We start from the raw sequence: 17,235 nt of genomic DNA on the forward strand, positions 1-17,235 counted from the left end.
TTCCTTTAAGGAAGTACGATCTCTTTGTTTTCTTTGGACTCTTTATAAAGAATAATGACGTTCCCGATCACTTGAACGAGCTCAGCCTTCGTGCCTTTGGCAACGGCTTCCGCCACTTCCTCGCGCGGTTCTTCACAGTTTTGAAGAATGCTGATTTTAATCAGCTCTCTGGCTTCCAGGGCTTCCTGGATTTGTTTGATCATATTGCTGTTGACTCCGCCTTTTCCTACCTGAAAAATAGGCTGAATCGGATTTGCTTTGGAACGCAAAAAGCGTTTTTGTTTACCTGTTAACATAACTTCCTCCCAATTCTTCAATCACAATCTTCTCCATCAATGATGCGTCCGGCGCAACACCTGTCCATTTTTCAAACGACAGCGCGCCCTGAAAAACCAGCATGGCCACTCCATTATCAATAATGGCCCCTCGTTTTTCGCTCTCTTTTAATAAAGCGGTCTTAAAAGGATTATAAATAATATCCGAAACCACGGTTCCCGCTTTTAGATGATTCACACGTAAAGGCAAACGGTCCTCTTTCATGCCGATCGATGTGGTATTAATGACAATGTTGAATTCAGTGAGCCTTTCTTCCGCTTCGTGAAGGGAGATGACCTGGTCCTGGTCTCTCAAACACTCGCTAAAAATGTCTTGTGCCTTTTCCATCGTCCGGTTCGTGATCGCAATGGTCTTCGGTCCTTCTTTGCTCATTGCATAGCTGATGGCCCGGGACGCTCCTCCTGCTCCAATGATGAGAACCTTTGCCTCTTCCATTGGAAAGCTGACATGGCGCATCAAACCTTTTAAAAAACCGGCGCCGTCAGTATTGTACCCGGTCAATTTTCCGTTTTCATTGACTACCGTATTGACTGCTCCAATTTTCAAGGCATCTTCTGCAATTTCATCAAGATACGGCATAATGGCCTGCTTATGCGGAATCGTTACATTCCACCCGGCAAAGCCTTTTTCACTCATGTCCCGGACAGCTTCTGCCAACTGGTCCGGATGTACCTCATATTTATCATAAACATAGGAAAGCCCTGCTTTTTCAAAAGCACCATTCTGCATCTGTGGAGACATGGAATGGCTGACAGGATATCCAATTAAACCAACTTTTTTTCTCATCCTTCCCTCTCCCCTCAGTTAAATGAGCGAAGGCCTTAACGTCACAGCAACGCCTTCTGGTGCATGGGCTGCAATCCTGACCCCCGGTTCTTTAACCGTAACCCAGCCAAGGCCCGATATCACCACATCTGTATCCTTTTCCTTAATGGTAAACTCATGCCTTTTTAGCGGAGGCAGGTTATCCGGATCAGAAGGCGGTGACAAAAGATCACCGAGGTGATTTTGATACAGCTCATCTGCATTCTCAAGCTTCGTCCGGTGGATATTTAAGTCATTGGACACGTGGCAGACAAAAGACCTTCTTCCTCCACTGATATAATCGAAACGTGCGAGTCCTCCCAAAAACAGAGTCTGAGCCTCATTCAACTGGAAGACCATCGGCTTGATTTCTTTTTTAGGCATAATGAACTTCAGCTCATCCTTGCTGACAAAGTGAGCCATTTGGTGATGGTTGATAATACCTGGCGTATCAAAAAGAGCACTCTCTTCATCCAAAGGAATATCGATCAAGTTCAACGTGGTTCCCGGAAAATGGGATGTTGTAATGATGTCTTCCTGCTCCGTGCCAAGCTGTTTGATTAGCCCATTAATGAACGTTGATTTCCCCACGTTCGTACAGCCTACTACATAGACATCTCTGCCGCCGCGCAGCTCATCAATCCGTTCAGCCACATCCAAAAGACCCGTTCCTTTTGCAGCGGATACAAGATGGACTTCCTCTGCCTTTACACCCAGCTCCCTGGCCATGGAAGACATCCACTGTGTCAGTCTGTTTTTGTTAACGGATTTAGGAAGCAAATCTACCTTATTCCCAATCAGCATAAGTTTGTTTCTGCCGATGTAGCGGTGGATGCCCGGCAGCCAAGAACCGTTAAAATCAAAAATATCAACGACTTTAACAACCAATGCATCCGTATCTCCGATGCCGGATAAAATTTTGCGGTAATCATCATCCGTAAGGCTGACATCCTGGATTTCATTATAATGCTTTAAACGAAAACAACGCTGGCAAATGACAACATCCCTCTTTAAACTCGAGGGTGGTGCATAGCCGAGCTCCTCCTTGTTTTCTGTCTGTATGGGCGCTCCGCATCCGATACATTTAATCTGTTCCTTCAATCTTATTCCTCCCAGTTGAGCATGCCTTTCCTTTTCATCCAAGACAATAACATTCTTTCGATTTTTCTGTTTACTCTTGTCCATAATCCGTCCGTGCTGGCCACAGGCACAACCATAATGGTGTGCAGTTTAAGGCGGTTTCCTCCCAGTACATCCGTTAACAATTGATCGCCGATTACCACGATCTCATCGCGCTTCAGGTGCATGTCGCGGATTGCCCGCTTAAACGCTCGGGACATCGGTTTTCTTGCGCTATAAATAAATGGTATTTGTACAGGGTCAGAAAAACTGCTTACCCGCTGCTGCGTATTGTTGGAAACTATCGTTATTAAAATTCCCTTCTCCTTAAATGAACTAAACCATTTTATCAGTTCTGGAGTCGCTTCCGGACGATCCCACTCAACAAGGGTATTATCCAGGTCAGTAATGATTCCTTTTACATTCCGTTTCAATAACATTTCAGGCGTTATATCAAAAATACTCTGGACATGTTCATCCGGCAAAAATTGTTTTAACATGCTGGACACCTCTATACTATTTCATTCAGTTACACTTTTACATTGTACCAGTTATTCGCCATGGAACAACTTTTTTATTGTTTTCAGACAGCTGCCAGCCTCTGAAAAAGAATGCTTGTTCAGAAAAGTTTTCGACAAATTGTTCGCATCCGACAATGTGGATAACTTTATCAACATTTTTCCCTGCGAAACGAGCAGAATTTTCTGTCTTATAAACAACCTACCCACAGGTTATCCACCAAACATTGTGGATATTCGAACGATTGTTCTGTTTTCTTTTTCATGGTAAGCTGAATTTAGAAAGTATCTGAACTTATAGTTTATGCGGATCTGAACCATTTCATAACCCATTCACCGTGAAAAAATGCATCCTAGGGCATTTAAAAAAACAGGAGGTGAACATGCCACCCGATGGCAGCTCACTTATGGAAAATTTATCGGACGAACTTTTGATTGAATCTTATTTTAAAGCAAAAGAACTGCGACTGAGCTCTGACTTTATCTCTTTAATCCAACAAGAAATTGAACGAAGATCCCTTGAGAAGAGATTGAACGTTTATTTCCTGAAAGCCCATCACTAGATGAGGCTTTTTTTTTATGTTGATTATAGAACCCTCCCTTGCAGGAAAAACTAACCGTATTTTCAACTCTCATCATTCATGTTTTTTCAGATTTTTATATTAAATAGGAAGAAACAAAAACATTCAGTATTTTCAACGGTTTTAAGTTGATTGTCCCTGTTTTTTCTGCTTACAATGAAATGGCAATGGTTAAAAAATCACATACATAATCATGACTTTAGAAGGAGGAACGGATTTGTTTTTGTACTACATTGCTTTGCCTTTTATCGCGGCCCTTTTGCTTTCTCTTTTTTCCCGCCCGCTTTCAAAGACGTTCCATACCGGATGGTTGGTGGCAATTATCCCTTTCGTTCTGTTTATTTTGTTTTTGACACACAGTAGCGGAATTTCAGAAGGACAGCCTGTGGCTTCATTGACGAACTGGATTCCATCGATGGGTATACAGCTTTCCTTTTACCTGGATGGGCTTAGCCTTCTATTCACGTTGCTCATAACAGGCATTGGCTTTTTGGTTGTTTTGTATTCTGTTTTTTATTTGAGCAAAAAAGAAAATTTGATTCACTTTTATATTTACTTGCTGCTTTTCATGGGATCCATGCTGGGGCTTGTGATGTCTGATAATCTATTTGTTCTGTATACGTTCTGGGAATTTACCAGCATATCTTCTTTTTTGCTGATCGGTTTCTGGTCACACCGTGCGCGATCCGTATATGGCGCTCTAAAATCCATGATGATCACAGTGTTTGGCGGGCTTTCCATGCTCGGCGGTTTTCTACTATTGTGGATTGCAACTGACACCACCAGCATCAGGGAAATCATCAGCCAAAAAGAAGAGTTTATGGCAAGTCCTCTATTTACAGCCATCTTGCTGCTCGTTTTAGTCGGTGCCTTTACCAAGTCGGCTCAGTTTCCTTTCCACACCTGGCTTCCGGATGCCATGGAAGCTCCGACCCCTGTTAGTGCTTATCTTCACTCCGCCACCATGGTAAAAGCGGGGATCTACCTGGTTGCCAGATTATCATTATTGTTCACCGGCAGTGATCTGTTTTTCCTTTGCGTATCAGGCTTTGGTCTGGTCACCCTATGTTGGGGTTCATTCATGGCCGTCCGGCAAACGGATCTCAAAGGCATACTGGCTTTCTCCACCATCAGCCAGCTTGGAATGATCATGGCCATGCTCGGATTTGGTTCAGAGGCTGCCATTTTTGCGGCGGTTTTTCATATTTTTAATCACGCCACCTTTAAGGGCAGCCTGTTCATGGTTGCCGGGATTGTGGACCATGAAACAGGGACAAGAGATATTCGGAAACTCGGCGGTTTGATGACCTTTATGCCGATAACCGCAACTCTTGCATTCTTTGGAACGTTTTCCATGGCAGGGTTCCCTCTCCCTATCTTTAATGGGTTTTTAAGTAAAGAAATGTTTTTTGATGCATCGCTGCAAACAGCGGCTCCATCCGGTCTTGCCGAACAGGCAGCACCTTTCTTTCCCTATCTCGCTGTTTTGGGCAGCATCTTTACGTTTGTCTATTCCATGTATTTATTCTTTGGAACCTTCAGAGGGAAAGTCCAATTGGACCGGCTAGAGAAAAAACCGCATGAAGCCCCGTTCGGCATGCTGATTCCGCCGTTCTTGCTCGTTTGTTTCATTGTCGTAATCGGCGTTCTTCCCAACCTGATCAATGAACGCCTTTTGGCACCCGCGGCTGGTGCAATAGCCGGAAATTCAATCCATATACATGTGGCGTTTTGGCATGGCATTAAACTTCCGCTCATTATGTCTCTGATCGTAGTCGCTGCAGGCGCCTTGTTATCTCTTTTCAAGCGTTACTGGGAGAATATTTACCTGTATCTTCCCGGAAAACTTTCTGCTGACAAAGCATATCAGGCACTTCTTAACAGTTTGCTGCGGGGAGCAAAAAAGACTACATCTTCTTACATGACAGGTTCATTAAGTCTATATTTAGCAATCATTGTATTGTTTCTGGTATGCGTGACCGCAGGGATGATGGCTGCCACCGGTGGATTTGCCTTCAGTACGGCGGATCTTTCACCTGTAAAATGGCCGGAGGTTATTACGGGCGTTGCCATGTTGATAGCAGCAGTGGCCACCATTTTTATGAAACGCCGCATCGCTGCCGTAATTGTAATCGGCGTGGTCGGTTATGGATTGGCGCTGTTGTTTGTCCTGTTCCGTGCTCCAGACCTTGCTCTAACTCAGCTCATTATTGAAACAGTAACCGTTGTTCTCTTTTTACTCTGTTTTTCCCACCTGCCTGTGATGAAACCAGACTCTAAACCGCTGCGTTCCAAGGTGGCGGATGTCCTGATTGCGTTAGCAGCAGGTACACTCGTTACATTAGTCGCTATCTCATCACACAGCTCGAAATGGTTTCAGCCCATCTCTGACTACTTTGTCAAAACCTCCTACTCGCTTGGCGGTGGTAAGAACATCGTGAACGTTATTCTTGTTGATTTCAGGGGGCTGGACACCATGTTTGAGATCACGGTTCTCGGCTTGGCAGCACTAGGGATCTATGGAATGATTAAAATACGATTACGAAAAAAAGGAGGAATGGAGCAATAATGGAAATTTTGATGTGTATTTTGGGAGGCGCCCTTTTTGCAGCAGGGATTTATCTCCTGCTGCAGCGCCAATTGCTCCGTATCATCCTGGGGACGGCTTTGGTTTCCCACGGAGCCCATCTATTGATATTAACAATGGGAAAATTAAACCGAGGCGCACCTCCTGTATTAAGTGAAGGAATCCAGCACTATACAGATCCACTTCCTCAAGCGCTCATCCTGACCTCCATTGTTATCAGTTTTGGAGTGACCAGCTTTTTACTTGTTTTGGCTTATCGTGCTTACCAGAAAAACAACACAGATATGATGGACCAATTGCGAGGTACTGAAGATGAGTAATCTAGTCATCCTTCCTATTCTGATTCCTTTGTTTTTTGGTGCAATGTTTATTTTTTTTCATAATAAATTAGCAACTGTCCGGCTATTGTCTTTTGTTGTCCTCTTGATCAATACAGCTACTGCGGTATTCATCGTTTACGAGGTTTTTTCGAAAGGCGCATTGATCCTTGAGACCGGCGGGTGGAAAGCCCCCTATGGCATTATTCTTATTGCCGACAAGTTGTCTTCTTTGCTGATTTTAACCACCAACATCATCGCGTTGGCTGCTTGCTGGTATGCAGGAGCGACACTCGATGAAGAACGTGAAAAGCACTATTTCTACACGCTGTTTCTGATTCTCATTGCGGGGGTCAGCGGTGCCTTTCTGACAGGTGACCTTTTTAACCTGTTCGTCTTTTTTGAAGTGCTGCTGATGGCTTCCTATGGATTAATTGTGCTTGGTGCCACAAAAATCCAGTTGAGAGAATCCATTAAATACGTACTGCTTAACCTTTTTTCATCCATGTTGTTTGTTACAACCGTAGCGTTTTTATATTCGGTTACAGGAACCGTGAATATGGCCCAGCTGGCCGAGCGTGTAGGCGATGTACAGCAAAAAGGAGTTCTAACGGCCATCGCCATTCTGTTGTTTGTTGTATTTGCCACGAAAGGAGCCCTTTTCCCGCTTTACTTTTGGCTCCCAAAATCGTACACTGCGCCGCCACCTGTCATCTCCGCTCTGTTTGGGGCTTTGTTGACGAAGGTTGGAATTTACTCCATCTTACGGGTCTTTTCCTTAATCTTCATTTACAAATTGGAAACAACTCATACCTTCTTCGTCGTACTGGCAGGTTTCACTCTGGTTTTCGGTGTGATAGGAGCTTTGTCCACCCATAATGTAAAACTGATAATTGCTTACAACATTATTCCTGCCATCGGTTTTATGATACTTGGAATCGGTACGTTTTCATCAGAATCACTGGCGGGTACTATTTACTACCTGGTTCATGACATGATAATAAAAGCGGCCCTGTTCTTCCTGGCAGGCATTCTCGTTTATATTGCCGGTACAAGCGATTTGCGGCAGATGGGTGGGTATATAAAAAAATATCCGCTGGTCGGCTGGATGTTTTTCCTTTCGGCTCTCGTTCTTGCCGGAATCCCTCCATTTAGCGGATTTATCGGTAAACTGTTACTGCTAAAAGGAGCTTTTGCAGAAAAACACTATATGATCGCTGCCATCGGTCTTGGCTGCAGCCTGTTGATCCTGCTGTCCATCATTCGAATCTTTATCATGGCGTTTTGGGGTGAACAAAAAGAGGTTAAAAGGATAAAACTGAAGCCAGGAATGGTGATTCCTCCTCTTGCGCTTCTTTGCTTCTCCATTTTTCTCGGTATAGGAGCAGAATGGATCTATCCGCATATACAATCGATTGCCGATGGTCTAGCCAATCCGTCGGAATATATAAATGAAGTTTTAAAAGCGAGGTGAGTGATTAATGGCCTTTCAATTGTTGATCAATATTTTTATTGGGGTTATCTGGATGTTCCTGTCTGAAAACTATTCGTTTGGCAGTTATGTCAGCGGGTTTATCGTCGGGATCGGCTTGATTTATCTGCTGAACCGCTATATCCCCGACGAATTTTATTTCCTGAAGGTTTGGGCCATCATTAAACTCATCTTCTTGTTTATAAAAGAATTGATCCTAGCAAATTTTGATGTTCTAAAATGGATTTATAAACCAAAAATGAATTTCCGGCCGGGGATTATTGCCCTCCCCATCGATTTGAAAACCAACTGGGAGATCAATTTGCTGGCGAATTTGATTACTCTGACACCCGGCACCCTGTCGGTGGATATTTCGAGAGATCAGCGCTTCATTTATATCCATGCTATCGATCTGCCCGACACAAATGAAACAATTCATTCCATCAAAGAAACCTTTGAAAAAGCAATTATGGAGGTGACAAGATGAGCAGCTGGTTCGAAAATGTGGTTACTGTCTGTCTTATTGTGAACTGCCTTTCTGTTCTTCTACTGGTCTATCGGGTGGTTTGGGGGCCATCTAGTGCAGACAGAGCGGTTGCCATTGATACAATCGGGGTAAATCTTATCGCCATTACCGCTCTCGTTTCCATTCGTCTGAATACCATTGACCTGCATGATGTCATATTGCTAATCGGCATCCTCACCTTTATAGCAACCGTGGCCATTGCGAAATTTTTGGATAGGGGTGTTCTCATTGACAGAGATCGTAATTAGTATTTTTCTTATCCTTGGTACCTTTGTTGTGTTTTCGGGAACGCTGGGCGTACTCCGGTTCCCCGACGTGTATTCCAGGCTTCATGCCGCAACCAAGAGTGCCACATTGGGTGTTTCCGGTATATTGATTGGCTCCTTCCTTTTCTTTCTGTATGCTCAGGACTTGGTCAGCGGAAAGCTTCTTCTTGGAATTGTATTTGTTCTGCTGACAGCGCCTGTTGGGGGTCACATGATTTCCAGGGCTGCCTATCGAAGTGGTGTTCCATTATCCGAAAAAACCGTACAGGATGAGTTGAACAGCGAGAGGGATTACTATTAATGAAACCGGACAGGAAGGTATTGGGAAATATACCCTTTCCAAATTTACAAAATTAACATATAATGATAAGAATCTAATATATTTCATTAATAGTGAATTATTGATTACACAAGTATCTTTCCTGTCTTACGGACATAAGGTACGGAGAGTGATGTGATGTTATGTTCATGACGGCAAGAGAACGGGTTGATTCCACAGTAAAAAAAGTAAAAGGCCAAACGGCCAATATTTTAACATTGATCAACCTCTCACTCGGTGCTCTCGCTTTATTGTTTATCTTTAAAGAAGATTTGAAAACTGGCTTTATTTTAATTTTTTTAGCTGGTCTTTTTGACCGTTTTGATGGTATGGTTGCCCGGAAATTAAACATAGAATCAGAGTTTGGCAAACAGCTAGATTCCCTTTGTGATTTAATTTCATTTGGCATCGCACCCGCATTTTTAATGTATCAAGCTTCTCTTTTTGAATTTGGCGTGCCCGGCATTATTTTTACGATTTTATTTATCGTCTGCGGTGCCATACGACTGGCGCGTTTCAATATCACTGAATTCACCGGATCATTTGTAGGAGTGCCGATTACGGTGGCAGGCTGTCTGATTGCCATGTGCTACCTGTTGATTCCGTTCATTCCCGGCTATTTCTTTATGTTTATTATGATCGCCTTTTCCTTTCTGATGATCAGTACGATCTCTATCCAAAAAAGATAAAGCCAATAGGGCAAAAAAAAACAGCTTTACAGCTGTTCAGCTTGTGGAGAAAGCTCTGTTTTTTCTCCACAAGCTTTTTTATTTGTTTAGAATTACTGCCCTGTTGTGTGATTTCTCTGAAGAAAAAGATCCTCACACACCTAGCCAAGCTTGGCTAGGTGTGTGGCGATCTTTTTCATATTCTGACAGGCTGCTGTGAGAAGCACCTGCTCACTCGCATTCTGTAATCCCCTCAACCTGCAATAGCGAAGCCCATGCAGCTCTTTCGAATCTGCGAAGCTTCGCTCCACCTTTTCTTTTCTAAATTTATAAAGCATCTTTCCAGAAGCCGACAGTCTGTTGTCGCGTACTTTTTCTTTATGTTCTTCCCAGACATGGCGCGTTACGACTTTTTGTTTGTTTTTTGAACGCGTGCACTCATTTAATAGTGGGCATTCTGCGCATAGCTTGGGATCCGATTTATACTCCTGATATCCTTCCCTTGTGGTTGTGCAGTAGACGAGTTCCTGGCCATTGGGACAAACATATACTTCCCGTTCTTTATCGTATGTAAATTTCCATTTCGGCATCAGCCCTTTTGTTGGGTGGTATCTGCGGTGGGCGATCACCCCGAAAATCGTCCGGTCATAAAGTCCCTTACAAATCGGAGTGGTGAGATAGCCTGAATCTAAAGCCACAGCTTCTACCCCTAATTGAAATCGTTCGATTTGGCGGTCTAAACGAGAAAGGTAAGGCACAGAATCATGCACGTTCCCAGGGGTGACATAGGCATCGGTGATAATATTGAATTTCATATCGGTCGTTCTATGATCTAAATAACAGAACATTTCTTGTTTATGGTCTCGCGACATAAAACCACAATCGGGATCAGTCGTACTTTTGCGAATTTGCTTCTTTTCTTTCACCTCCTCTTTCTCTTTTAAGGGCTTTTTTCCGTGCTTTTCTCTGTCCTCCTCGACCGCCTGATTTAATTCTTCAATGTATCCTCTTGTTTCTGCTTCCACTTCTTCTCTTGTGAATTTATGTTTATTGGCATTCGCTTTAAGGTGGGTAGAATCGGAAAATAAGACTCTTCCTCCCACCATTTTATGATTCATGGCTTGAAGGACGATCTCATCAAAGATCTCTTGAAAGACGTGGGTATCTTTGAAACGAGTCCGCCGGTTCCAACTGATCGTGGAATGATCTGGAACAGGGTCATTCAGTTTTAAGCCAAGAAACCAGCGATAAGCGATATTGGTTTTGACTTCTCGTTCAAGTTGTCGTTCTGAGCGAATGCCGTAGAAATAGCCGATGAACATCATCTTGAAAAGCAGAATAGGGTCCGAAGGACGTCCTGTAGATTCTGAATAATAAGGACGAACTTTCTCACCGATAAAAGAAAAATCGATATAGCGATCAATCTTCCTCAAGAGGTGGTCTTCAGGAACCAAATCTTCGATAAAAACAAACTCTGCTTCATTCTGAGTATCCTTTTTAGGCTTATACATACAAACACCGTCCGATCCTTATTTGTTAGTTATATTATAACAAATTAACGCGGTGAATAAATAAAGTTAATGGATAAAAAAATAGACTGTCGAGAGTTTCTCGACAGCCTGAACAGCTTTACAGCTGTTTTTTTTGTTTTTTTATAAGGTTAATCTTGAGTCAGTTCCAAAAATTCCTTCACGTCTTCGATTGCCACTTCAATCCCTTTTTTCCAGAACTCAGACTTTGTTACATCTTCATTCAAATGCTTCATTGCAAGCTCTTCGACCGTCATGCTCGCAGTGTCTCTGAGCAACGCAATGTACTTTTCTTCAAAGCTCGTTCCTTCCTGTTTGGCAATGGCATAAATGCTGGCACTGAATAAATAGCCAAACGTGTAAGGAAAGTTGTAAAACGGAACATCTGTAATATAGAAATGAAGCTTTGATGCCCAGAAATACGGGTGGTAGCTTCCCAATGAATCACAAAATGCTTCTTTTTGTGCTTCGACCATGATCTCTTTCAAGCGTTCAACAGGAACAAGGCCTTGTTTGCGCTCTTCATAGAACCTTGTTTCGAATAAAAAGCGTGCGTGGATGTTCATAAAGAACGCAACCGAGCGCTGAGCTTTGTCTTCGAGGAGGGCGATTTTTTCCTCCTTGCTTTTTGCGTTTTTCACGGCGGCATCAGATACCACCATCTCAGCAAACGTAGAAGCCGTTTCAGCCACATTCATCGCATAGTCTGTCGCCAGAAATGGCATGTCGTCCATCACGTACGAATGAAAGGCATGGCCAAGTTCATGAGCCAATGTGGAAACATTGCTTGGAGTACCGGAGTACGTCATGAAGATCCGTGTTTCATTTTTCACCGGGAATCCTGTGCAGAATCCGCCAGGTCGTTTTCCGGAGCGGTCTTCTGCTTCAATCCACTGCTTTTCAAAAGCATGTTTGGAGAACTCCGACATCTTCGGACTGAAGGATTGGAATTGTTCTACAATAAAGCTGGCACCTTCGTCATAGCTCATTGTACTGTCAACATTGGTTAGAGGAGCGTCCACATCAGCCCAGCTCAGCTTCTCCACACCCAACAGTGAAGCTTTTCGGTTCAAATACGTCACGAACAGCTCCTTGTTTTCCTCGATCGCCTGCCACATCGCCTTTAATGTCTCCTCTGACATTCGGTTAATATCGAGAGGCTCTTTCAGGACATTGTCCCATTTACGATGTTTATACACACTGTTCCGGAATCCAGCAATATGGTTTAAAGCTTCTGCACAAAAATCTGCCTGCTCATCCCATGCTTCTGTATACTTGGCAAAAACACTTTCTCTTTCCTCTCTGTCCGGACTTGTCATGCGGTTTTCGGCCTGCCCGACAGAAAGGGTTTCCTTGTTTCCGTCCTTTTCCACTTCTATGCCAATTTTTCCGACGACTGTGTCATACAGAGTGGACCAGCTGTGATAACCGTCGACTGCCAAATCATTCATCAACGCTTCTTGTTCATAAGAAAGCTTTTGTGAAGCAAGATTTCGTCTTTCAGACAATGGAAAAGCAATGGCAGCAAAATAAGGTTTTTGAATCACGCGATTCCACTCTTCATCCGGAATGTCCGCCATCTTGTTATCCAAAAGAACCAATACTGTAGAATAAACAGCATTTAATGATTCCAATTTTCCGCGAAGATTCAGGGCCTGCTTGTCATTGACATCTTGCGCCGTCAAACATCCGACAAAAGATACACATTCATTGATAAGCGCGGCGTTTTGCTGAACGCCTTCAACAACCTCCTGAAGGGCTTCCTCCGAAAATTGAAAGCTCTCGACTTTTTGATTAAGATCAGCCAGTTGTTTTTCAATGCGTCCGATAGCGGCAAGCAGTTCCTCCGAGCGGCTTCCGCCCTTAAATATTGATTCCAGATCCCAGCTTTGACGCAAACCTTGCAATAGCATCTAAAATCCCCCTTATGTATAAAATATTCGATCTATTTCCATTATAGTGAAATTTTTATAAAAAATCGACCCTTTAGTTTATTTTAAATAAAAACTCTCTTCCTTCATTCAGGAAGAGAGACAAGAAGCTATTCTGCGATGCAAAGATACATGAAATAAACAAGAGTAATGATCATTATGGCAAATAGCAAAACTTCCTGCATACGCCCGAGCCTCCCTTATGTAGATTGTTCTTTACATCTATTCCCCTTAATTACGAGATCAATCCCTTTATTGGTATTATTCGATCGAAAACATTATGTCCTTTCTATCAAGTCTTTTTGATACAAGAAGCTTCCTTCGAAAATACTATGGAAAGGGAAAAAGAAAAAAGCTTGTGTTTTAATTCGAATTTGTTGCATTTTCCTGTATCGTCGCATATATTATAGTCAATTCTCAAAAAGTTGAATGCAGGAAACTTTTTAACCTTAAGGACACCCTGTGACTTATTTTGCAAAAGAAGGTGAGCAACATTGAATAGTAAAGCATTGGAAGCTGCAATGCCCAGAAAAGGTAAACTTCGCAGAGCCATTCCTTTTCTCGGCCCCGCTTTTCTTGTGAGTGTGGGCTATATCGATCCCGGAAACTGGGCCACCAATATCGAAGGCGGTTCTGCTTTTGGCTATACGCTATTGTGGGTTTTACTGCTCAGTAACTTGATGGCCATTCTGTTGCAGACAACAGCTGCAAAACTCGGGGTAGCCACAGGAAAGTCATTATCAGAAAACTGCCGGCAGCATTTTAAAAAGCCGGTCGCTGTTTTTTTGTGGATTACAGCAGAGCTGGCTGCCATGGCAACCGACCTCGCCGAATTTCTCGGAGCAGCACTCGGGATCTATTTATTGCTGGGGATTCCCTTGTTTCCGGCTGCATTGATCGGAGCTGCTGTTACATTTGGTATCCTTTTGCTTCATAAATACGGCTTCCGTTTTATTGAACAAATAATTCTGGGCTTTGTAATCATTGTGGCGGCTGTTTATATTGTTGAATTGTTTTATGCTAAACCGGACCTTGGGCAGGTCGGCTATCATCTGGTCGTCCCCCATCTTAACTCGGCAAGCATCCTTGTAGCCATCGGAATGCTCGGTGCAACCGTTATGCCGCATAATATTTTTCTTCATTCTTCCGTTGTGAAAAACAGGCTGAAAAAGAACCAGCCAAAGCATAATCACCGGGTGTATAAGTATGCCATCGTAGATTCACTGCTTGCGTTAAACGTGGCATGGTTCATTAACTCAGCCATGATCGTCGTAGCGGCAGCAGTCTTTTACAAGAATGGCTTGAAGGTTACATCCATTGAAGATGCCTATTCTACCCTGACACCGCTTCTCGGTGGTTTTGCCAGTCTTGCCTTTGCCATTGCCTTGCTTTCCGCCGGTCTTTCATCCTCTGTAACCGGAACCATGGCAGGACAATATATTCTGGAAGGCTTTTTAAACATCAAGATACCGATTTGGGTGCGAAGACTCGTTACCATGATCCCAGCTTTAATCATAATTGGAGCAGGAATCAATACGTGGAAAGCGCTCGTGGTCAGCCAGGTCGTTCTAAGTATGCAGCTTCCGTTTACGATTATTCCTTTGATCATGTTTACTCGCAGTAAAAAGATTATGGGAAGCTACGTCAACAAGCGGTGGACCAACATCCTGCTGATTTTGGTAGCAGCCATCATTATTATTTTGAATGGCCTCCTCATTTATCAGACATTCGGAGGCGAATTTTAAAAAACAACAAGCCGGGCTTATGCCTCGACTTGTTGTTTTTTTATCCTATCAATTTACTCACAATGACCACTATAATTCCAGCTAAAGCAAGACTGTAATTCGGGATCAGGTTATTTTCTTCTGGTGGTTCTGATTGATTAAAAAGCTGATCAAAGGCTTGTTTCCGAAGCAATGTATCATACCTGTACATCGTGCGGTTCCTCCCCTATTGTAATCGCTTTCATTTACACTATATTAAACAAATTCTTATTTGTCAAAACATTCCGATATCGGTTTAACTCAATAAAAAAGGATACACTTAGATTGTACCCTTTTTTGCTTCTTTAATTAGTGAGCAGTAACCTTTGCGTTTTCTTTGTCATGAACCGCAAGTCTGTTCATCAGTTCCATACTGCCTTTATTTACTCCAACCAGTTTGGTTTTAACACCATGTTGGCGATATTTTAACACAACTTTATCAATGGCTCCGATAGCCGAGTCATCCCACAAGTGAGCATGTGTGAGATCAATAACAACTTCGTCTCCCTTTTCGGCAAAATCGAATTGCGAAACAAAGTCGGTGACAGAAGCGAAAAACAACTGCCCTTTTACTGTAATCATTTTTTTGTTTAATGCTTCATCCAATTGGGAGTGAACCTCTACTTTGGAAATTTTCGAAGCAAAGAACAATGCACTTAAGATGACGCCTGCCACAACACCTTTGGATAAGTCATGTGTAATCACAACGGTTACGACCGTTACAATCATAACAACTGCATCCGTTTTCGGCATTTTGTGCAGCTTCGTTAATGATGACCAGTCAAACGTACCAATGGACACCATAATCATGACGCCGACAAGAGCTGCCATTGGAATGGAAACCAAGATATCATTTAACACAACGATCAGAACCATCAGGAACACACCGGCTACGAAAGTGGAGAGTCTTCCTCTTCCGCCTGACCTGACATTGATTCCGGATTGTCCAATCATGGCACAGCCTGCCATTCCTCCGAAGAATCCTGATACAATGTTTGCAATTCCCTGTCCTCTGGCTTCCTTGTTTTTATCACTGTCCGTATCGGTATAATCATCAATGATCTGCGCAGTCATCAACGATTCAAGGAGACCAACAAGAGCCAAAGCGATGGAATAAGGAAAAATAATCTTTAACGTTTCCAGGTTAAATGGAACATCAGGAATAAGGAACGTTGGGAGCGATTGGCTTAAATGCCCCATGTCCCCTACTGTCCTTACAGTGGAACCAGTTGTAACAGCAATGATGGTAATGACGATAATAGCTACCAACGGCGAAGGAACCACTTTTGTAATTCGCGGAAACAAATAAATGATAGCAAGTGCCCCTGCAACCATGGCATACATTGGCCAGCCTTCTCCCACAAAATGGGGCAGCTGTGCAGTAAAAATAAGGATCGCCAACGCATTTACAAATCCAATCATGACTGGACGCGGCACAAACTTCATGTATCTTCCAAGTTTAAGCGCTCCAATAATGATCTGGAAAATCCCAGTAAGAATCGTCGCCGCCAGCAGGTACTTCAACCCGTGATCTGCCACCAACGATCCCATTACAAGCGCCATCGCTCCGGTTGCAGCCGAAATCATGGCCGGACGTCCTCCAACAAAGGAGATCACGACAGCAATACAAAATGAGGCATACAATCCGACCATCGGATCTACCCCTGCGATAATGGAAAACGCAATTGCTTCTGGAATAAGCGCAAGCGCAACAACAATACCTGAAAGAATGTCCCCTCTGATATTGCCAAACCAATCCTTTTTAATTGTCTCTAAATTCAACTACAAAACACCTCGTTTATAATTATTTTTATGACTTTCAACTCTCATGAAAGTCGGGGCCGATGTCAACGCGTAAGATTATACCATGGATTCCCCAAAAGAGGTACCTACCATGTAAGCGCATAAAAAATCCATTATCTTTAAAATTCTTTGATTTCCTTCCTCTAACAAGAATATCCTATGTTTTACATAAAATTGGTTTTAAGAAATTAACCCTGTGTCCATTTACGTTTTATAAAAAATCAAACACGAAAATACAGGGTACCGAGTTTAATATATCCGACTTTTGGTCTTGGGGGTTTTCAGATGTTCTAACGAATTCATTAAGAGGTGTTTTTGCAGAATTTCTTGTGGGAAGCACATTATATGTATTACACCAACCTCGTATTGAATGGGACGCCTATGATTTAATGTACAAAGACAAAAAAATCGAAGTAAAATCTGCTGCCTATATACAATCCTGGCATGAGGGCCAATATTCCAAAATTAGCTTTGGGATTGAAGCAAAACGAGCTTATAATAACTACGAAACACGGACCTACACAACAGAACCTATCCGAAATGCAGATCTTTATGTATTTTGTTTACTTTATGAAAAGGATGCCAATCTGATTGATGTTCTTAATACCGAGCAGTGGCACTTTTATATAGTACAAACCACTGTTTAAACACCCTATTCCCACTGCAAAAAAGGATTTCATTAAGTACTTTAGAAAAA

At 42.8% G+C, this 17,235-nt stretch carries 18 protein-coding genes; 10 read left to right on the top strand and 8 right to left on the bottom strand.

Annotation, left to right across the window (positions count from 1 at the left end):
- Positions 1-5: 5 nt before the first annotated feature.
- From yhbY to QNH15_RS15765, 4 genes are read right to left on the bottom strand one after another with little or no spacing between them, the layout of a single operon-like run.
- Positions 6-296: a ribosome assembly RNA-binding protein YhbY gene (yhbY, locus tag QNH15_RS15750; RefSeq protein WP_061971234.1), complete on the bottom strand. Its 291-nt coding sequence runs from the start codon at positions 294-296 to the stop codon at positions 6-8.
- Positions 283-1,122 (bottom strand): shikimate dehydrogenase, encoded by an 840-nt coding sequence (gene aroE, locus QNH15_RS15755; RefSeq protein ID WP_283889260.1) that lies wholly within the window; start codon positions 1,120-1,122, stop codon positions 283-285. The genes yhbY and aroE overlap by 14 nt, the downstream gene beginning before the upstream one ends.
- Before the next feature lie 18 nt (positions 1,123-1,140).
- Positions 1,141-2,241, bottom strand: a complete 1,101-nt coding sequence (gene yqeH / locus QNH15_RS15760; RefSeq protein ID WP_283889261.1) for a ribosome biogenesis GTPase YqeH — start codon at positions 2,239-2,241, stop codon at positions 1,141-1,143.
- A 2-nt stretch (positions 2,242-2,243) separates the two neighbouring features.
- The gene (locus QNH15_RS15765) at positions 2,244-2,759 is read right to left on the bottom strand and encodes a YqeG family HAD IIIA-type phosphatase (RefSeq protein ID WP_283889262.1); all 516 of its coding nucleotides are present in this window, start codon (positions 2,757-2,759) and stop codon (positions 2,244-2,246) included.
- 425 nt (positions 2,760-3,184) lie between these two features.
- Between QNH15_RS15765 and sda the strand changes: the two genes are divergently transcribed.
- From sda to pssA, 8 genes are all read left to right on the top strand, one after another.
- The gene (gene sda / locus QNH15_RS15770) at positions 3,185-3,340 is read left to right on the top strand and encodes a sporulation histidine kinase inhibitor Sda (RefSeq protein WP_061971704.1); all 156 of its coding nucleotides are present in this window, start codon (positions 3,185-3,187) and stop codon (positions 3,338-3,340) included.
- A 235-nt stretch (positions 3,341-3,575) separates the two neighbouring features.
- Entirely contained in the window at positions 3,576-5,927 is a 2,352-nt protein-coding gene (locus QNH15_RS15775) for a Na+/H+ antiporter subunit A (protein ID WP_283889263.1), read from the top strand.
- On the top strand, positions 5,927-6,265 hold the full coding sequence (locus QNH15_RS15780) for a Na(+)/H(+) antiporter subunit C (RefSeq protein WP_283889264.1): 339 nt from the start codon (positions 5,927-5,929) through the stop codon (positions 6,263-6,265). The genes QNH15_RS15775 and QNH15_RS15780 overlap by 1 nt, the downstream gene beginning before the upstream one ends.
- Positions 6,258-7,736 (top strand): Na+/H+ antiporter subunit D, encoded by a 1,479-nt coding sequence (locus QNH15_RS15785; protein WP_283889265.1) that lies wholly within the window; start codon positions 6,258-6,260, stop codon positions 7,734-7,736. Before QNH15_RS15780 ends, QNH15_RS15785 begins: the two co-directional genes overlap by 8 nt.
- A gap of 7 nt (positions 7,737-7,743) precedes the next feature.
- A complete protein-coding gene (locus QNH15_RS15790; protein WP_283889266.1) occupies positions 7,744-8,220 on the top strand; it encodes a Na+/H+ antiporter subunit E in 477 nt (158 codons plus the stop codon).
- Positions 8,217-8,507 (top strand): Na(+)/H(+) antiporter subunit F1, encoded by a 291-nt coding sequence (locus QNH15_RS15795; protein WP_061971253.1) that lies wholly within the window; start codon positions 8,217-8,219, stop codon positions 8,505-8,507. Before QNH15_RS15790 ends, QNH15_RS15795 begins: the two co-directional genes overlap by 4 nt.
- The gene (gene mnhG, locus QNH15_RS15800; protein WP_283889267.1) at positions 8,488-8,826 is read left to right on the top strand and encodes a monovalent cation/H(+) antiporter subunit G; all 339 of its coding nucleotides are present in this window, start codon (positions 8,488-8,490) and stop codon (positions 8,824-8,826) included. Before QNH15_RS15795 ends, mnhG begins: the two co-directional genes overlap by 20 nt.
- Positions 8,827-8,993: 167 nt before the next feature.
- Entirely contained in the window at positions 8,994-9,533 is a 540-nt protein-coding gene (pssA, locus tag QNH15_RS15805; RefSeq protein ID WP_061971705.1) for a CDP-diacylglycerol--serine O-phosphatidyltransferase, read from the top strand.
- A 140-nt stretch (positions 9,534-9,673) separates the two neighbouring features.
- Here the strand turns inward: pssA and QNH15_RS15810 are convergent, their stop codons facing one another.
- Positions 9,674-11,023, bottom strand: coding sequence for an IS1182 family transposase (locus tag QNH15_RS15810; protein WP_283889030.1), 1,350 nt, complete (start codon positions 11,021-11,023; stop codon positions 9,674-9,676).
- Positions 11,024-11,172: 149 nt separating this feature from the next.
- Positions 11,173-12,954, bottom strand: a complete 1,782-nt coding sequence (locus QNH15_RS15815) for a M3 family oligoendopeptidase (protein ID WP_283889268.1) — start codon at positions 12,952-12,954, stop codon at positions 11,173-11,175.
- A gap of 539 nt (positions 12,955-13,493) precedes the next feature.
- Here QNH15_RS15815 and QNH15_RS15820 point away from each other — a divergent pair.
- The gene (locus QNH15_RS15820) at positions 13,494-14,717 is read left to right on the top strand and encodes an Nramp family divalent metal transporter (RefSeq protein ID WP_425590402.1); all 1,224 of its coding nucleotides are present in this window, start codon (positions 13,494-13,496) and stop codon (positions 14,715-14,717) included.
- Positions 14,718-14,757: 40 nt separating this feature from the next.
- On the opposite strand, the gene QNH15_RS15825 is transcribed toward QNH15_RS15820, so the two are convergent.
- Positions 14,758-14,907: a hypothetical protein gene (locus tag QNH15_RS15825; RefSeq protein ID WP_283889270.1), complete on the bottom strand. Its 150-nt coding sequence runs from the start codon at positions 14,905-14,907 to the stop codon at positions 14,758-14,760.
- 137 nt (positions 14,908-15,044) lie between these two features.
- On the bottom strand, positions 15,045-16,517 hold the full coding sequence (locus QNH15_RS15830; RefSeq protein WP_283889271.1) for a SulP family inorganic anion transporter: 1,473 nt from the start codon (positions 16,515-16,517) through the stop codon (positions 15,045-15,047).
- 62 nt (positions 16,518-16,579) lie between these two features.
- Between QNH15_RS15830 and QNH15_RS15835 the strand changes: the two genes are divergently transcribed.
- The gene (locus QNH15_RS15835; protein WP_283889272.1) at positions 16,580-17,185 is read left to right on the top strand and encodes a hypothetical protein; all 606 of its coding nucleotides are present in this window, start codon (positions 16,580-16,582) and stop codon (positions 17,183-17,185) included.
- The last annotated feature ends 50 nt before the right edge of the window (positions 17,186-17,235 follow it).

The sequence above is a fragment of the Fictibacillus enclensis genome (assembly GCF_030123385.1).
In the GTDB taxonomy this organism is placed as follows: Bacteria; Bacillota; Bacilli; order Bacillales; family Fictibacillaceae; genus Fictibacillus_C; species Fictibacillus_C enclensis.

Coding starts and splice junctions, on each gene's coding strand:
- QNH15_RS15835 (WP_283889272.1), top strand. CDS start 16,580: ATGTCAACGCGTAAGATTATACCATGGATTCCCCAAAAGAGGTACCTA.
- QNH15_RS15815 (WP_283889268.1), bottom strand. CDS start 12,954: ATGCTATTGCAAGGTTTGCGTCAAAGCTGGGATCTGGAATCAATATTT.
- QNH15_RS15785 (WP_283889265.1), top strand. CDS start 6,258: ATGAGTAATCTAGTCATCCTTCCTATTCTGATTCCTTTGTTTTTTGGT.
- QNH15_RS15825 (WP_283889270.1), bottom strand. CDS start 14,907: ATGTACAGGTATGATACATTGCTTCGGAAACAAGCCTTTGATCAGCTT.
- yhbY (WP_061971234.1), bottom strand. CDS start 296: ATGTTAACAGGTAAACAAAAACGCTTTTTGCGTTCCAAAGCAAATCCG.
- sda (WP_061971704.1), top strand. CDS start 3,185: ATGGAAAATTTATCGGACGAACTTTTGATTGAATCTTATTTTAAAGCA.
- QNH15_RS15795 (WP_061971253.1), top strand. CDS start 8,217: ATGAGCAGCTGGTTCGAAAATGTGGTTACTGTCTGTCTTATTGTGAAC.
- QNH15_RS15780 (WP_283889264.1), top strand. CDS start 5,927: ATGGAAATTTTGATGTGTATTTTGGGAGGCGCCCTTTTTGCAGCAGGG.
- QNH15_RS15790 (WP_283889266.1), top strand. CDS start 7,744: ATGGCCTTTCAATTGTTGATCAATATTTTTATTGGGGTTATCTGGATG.
- QNH15_RS15765 (WP_283889262.1), bottom strand. CDS start 2,759: ATGTTAAAACAATTTTTGCCGGATGAACATGTCCAGAGTATTTTTGAT.
- aroE (WP_283889260.1), bottom strand. CDS start 1,122: ATGAGAAAAAAAGTTGGTTTAATTGGATATCCTGTCAGCCATTCCATG.
- QNH15_RS15810 (WP_283889030.1), bottom strand. CDS start 11,023: ATGTATAAGCCTAAAAAGGATACTCAGAATGAAGCAGAGTTTGTTTTT.
- QNH15_RS15820 (WP_425590402.1), top strand. CDS start 13,494: ATGCCCAGAAAAGGTAAACTTCGCAGAGCCATTCCTTTTCTCGGCCCC.
- pssA (WP_061971705.1), top strand. CDS start 8,994: ATGACGGCAAGAGAACGGGTTGATTCCACAGTAAAAAAAGTAAAAGGC.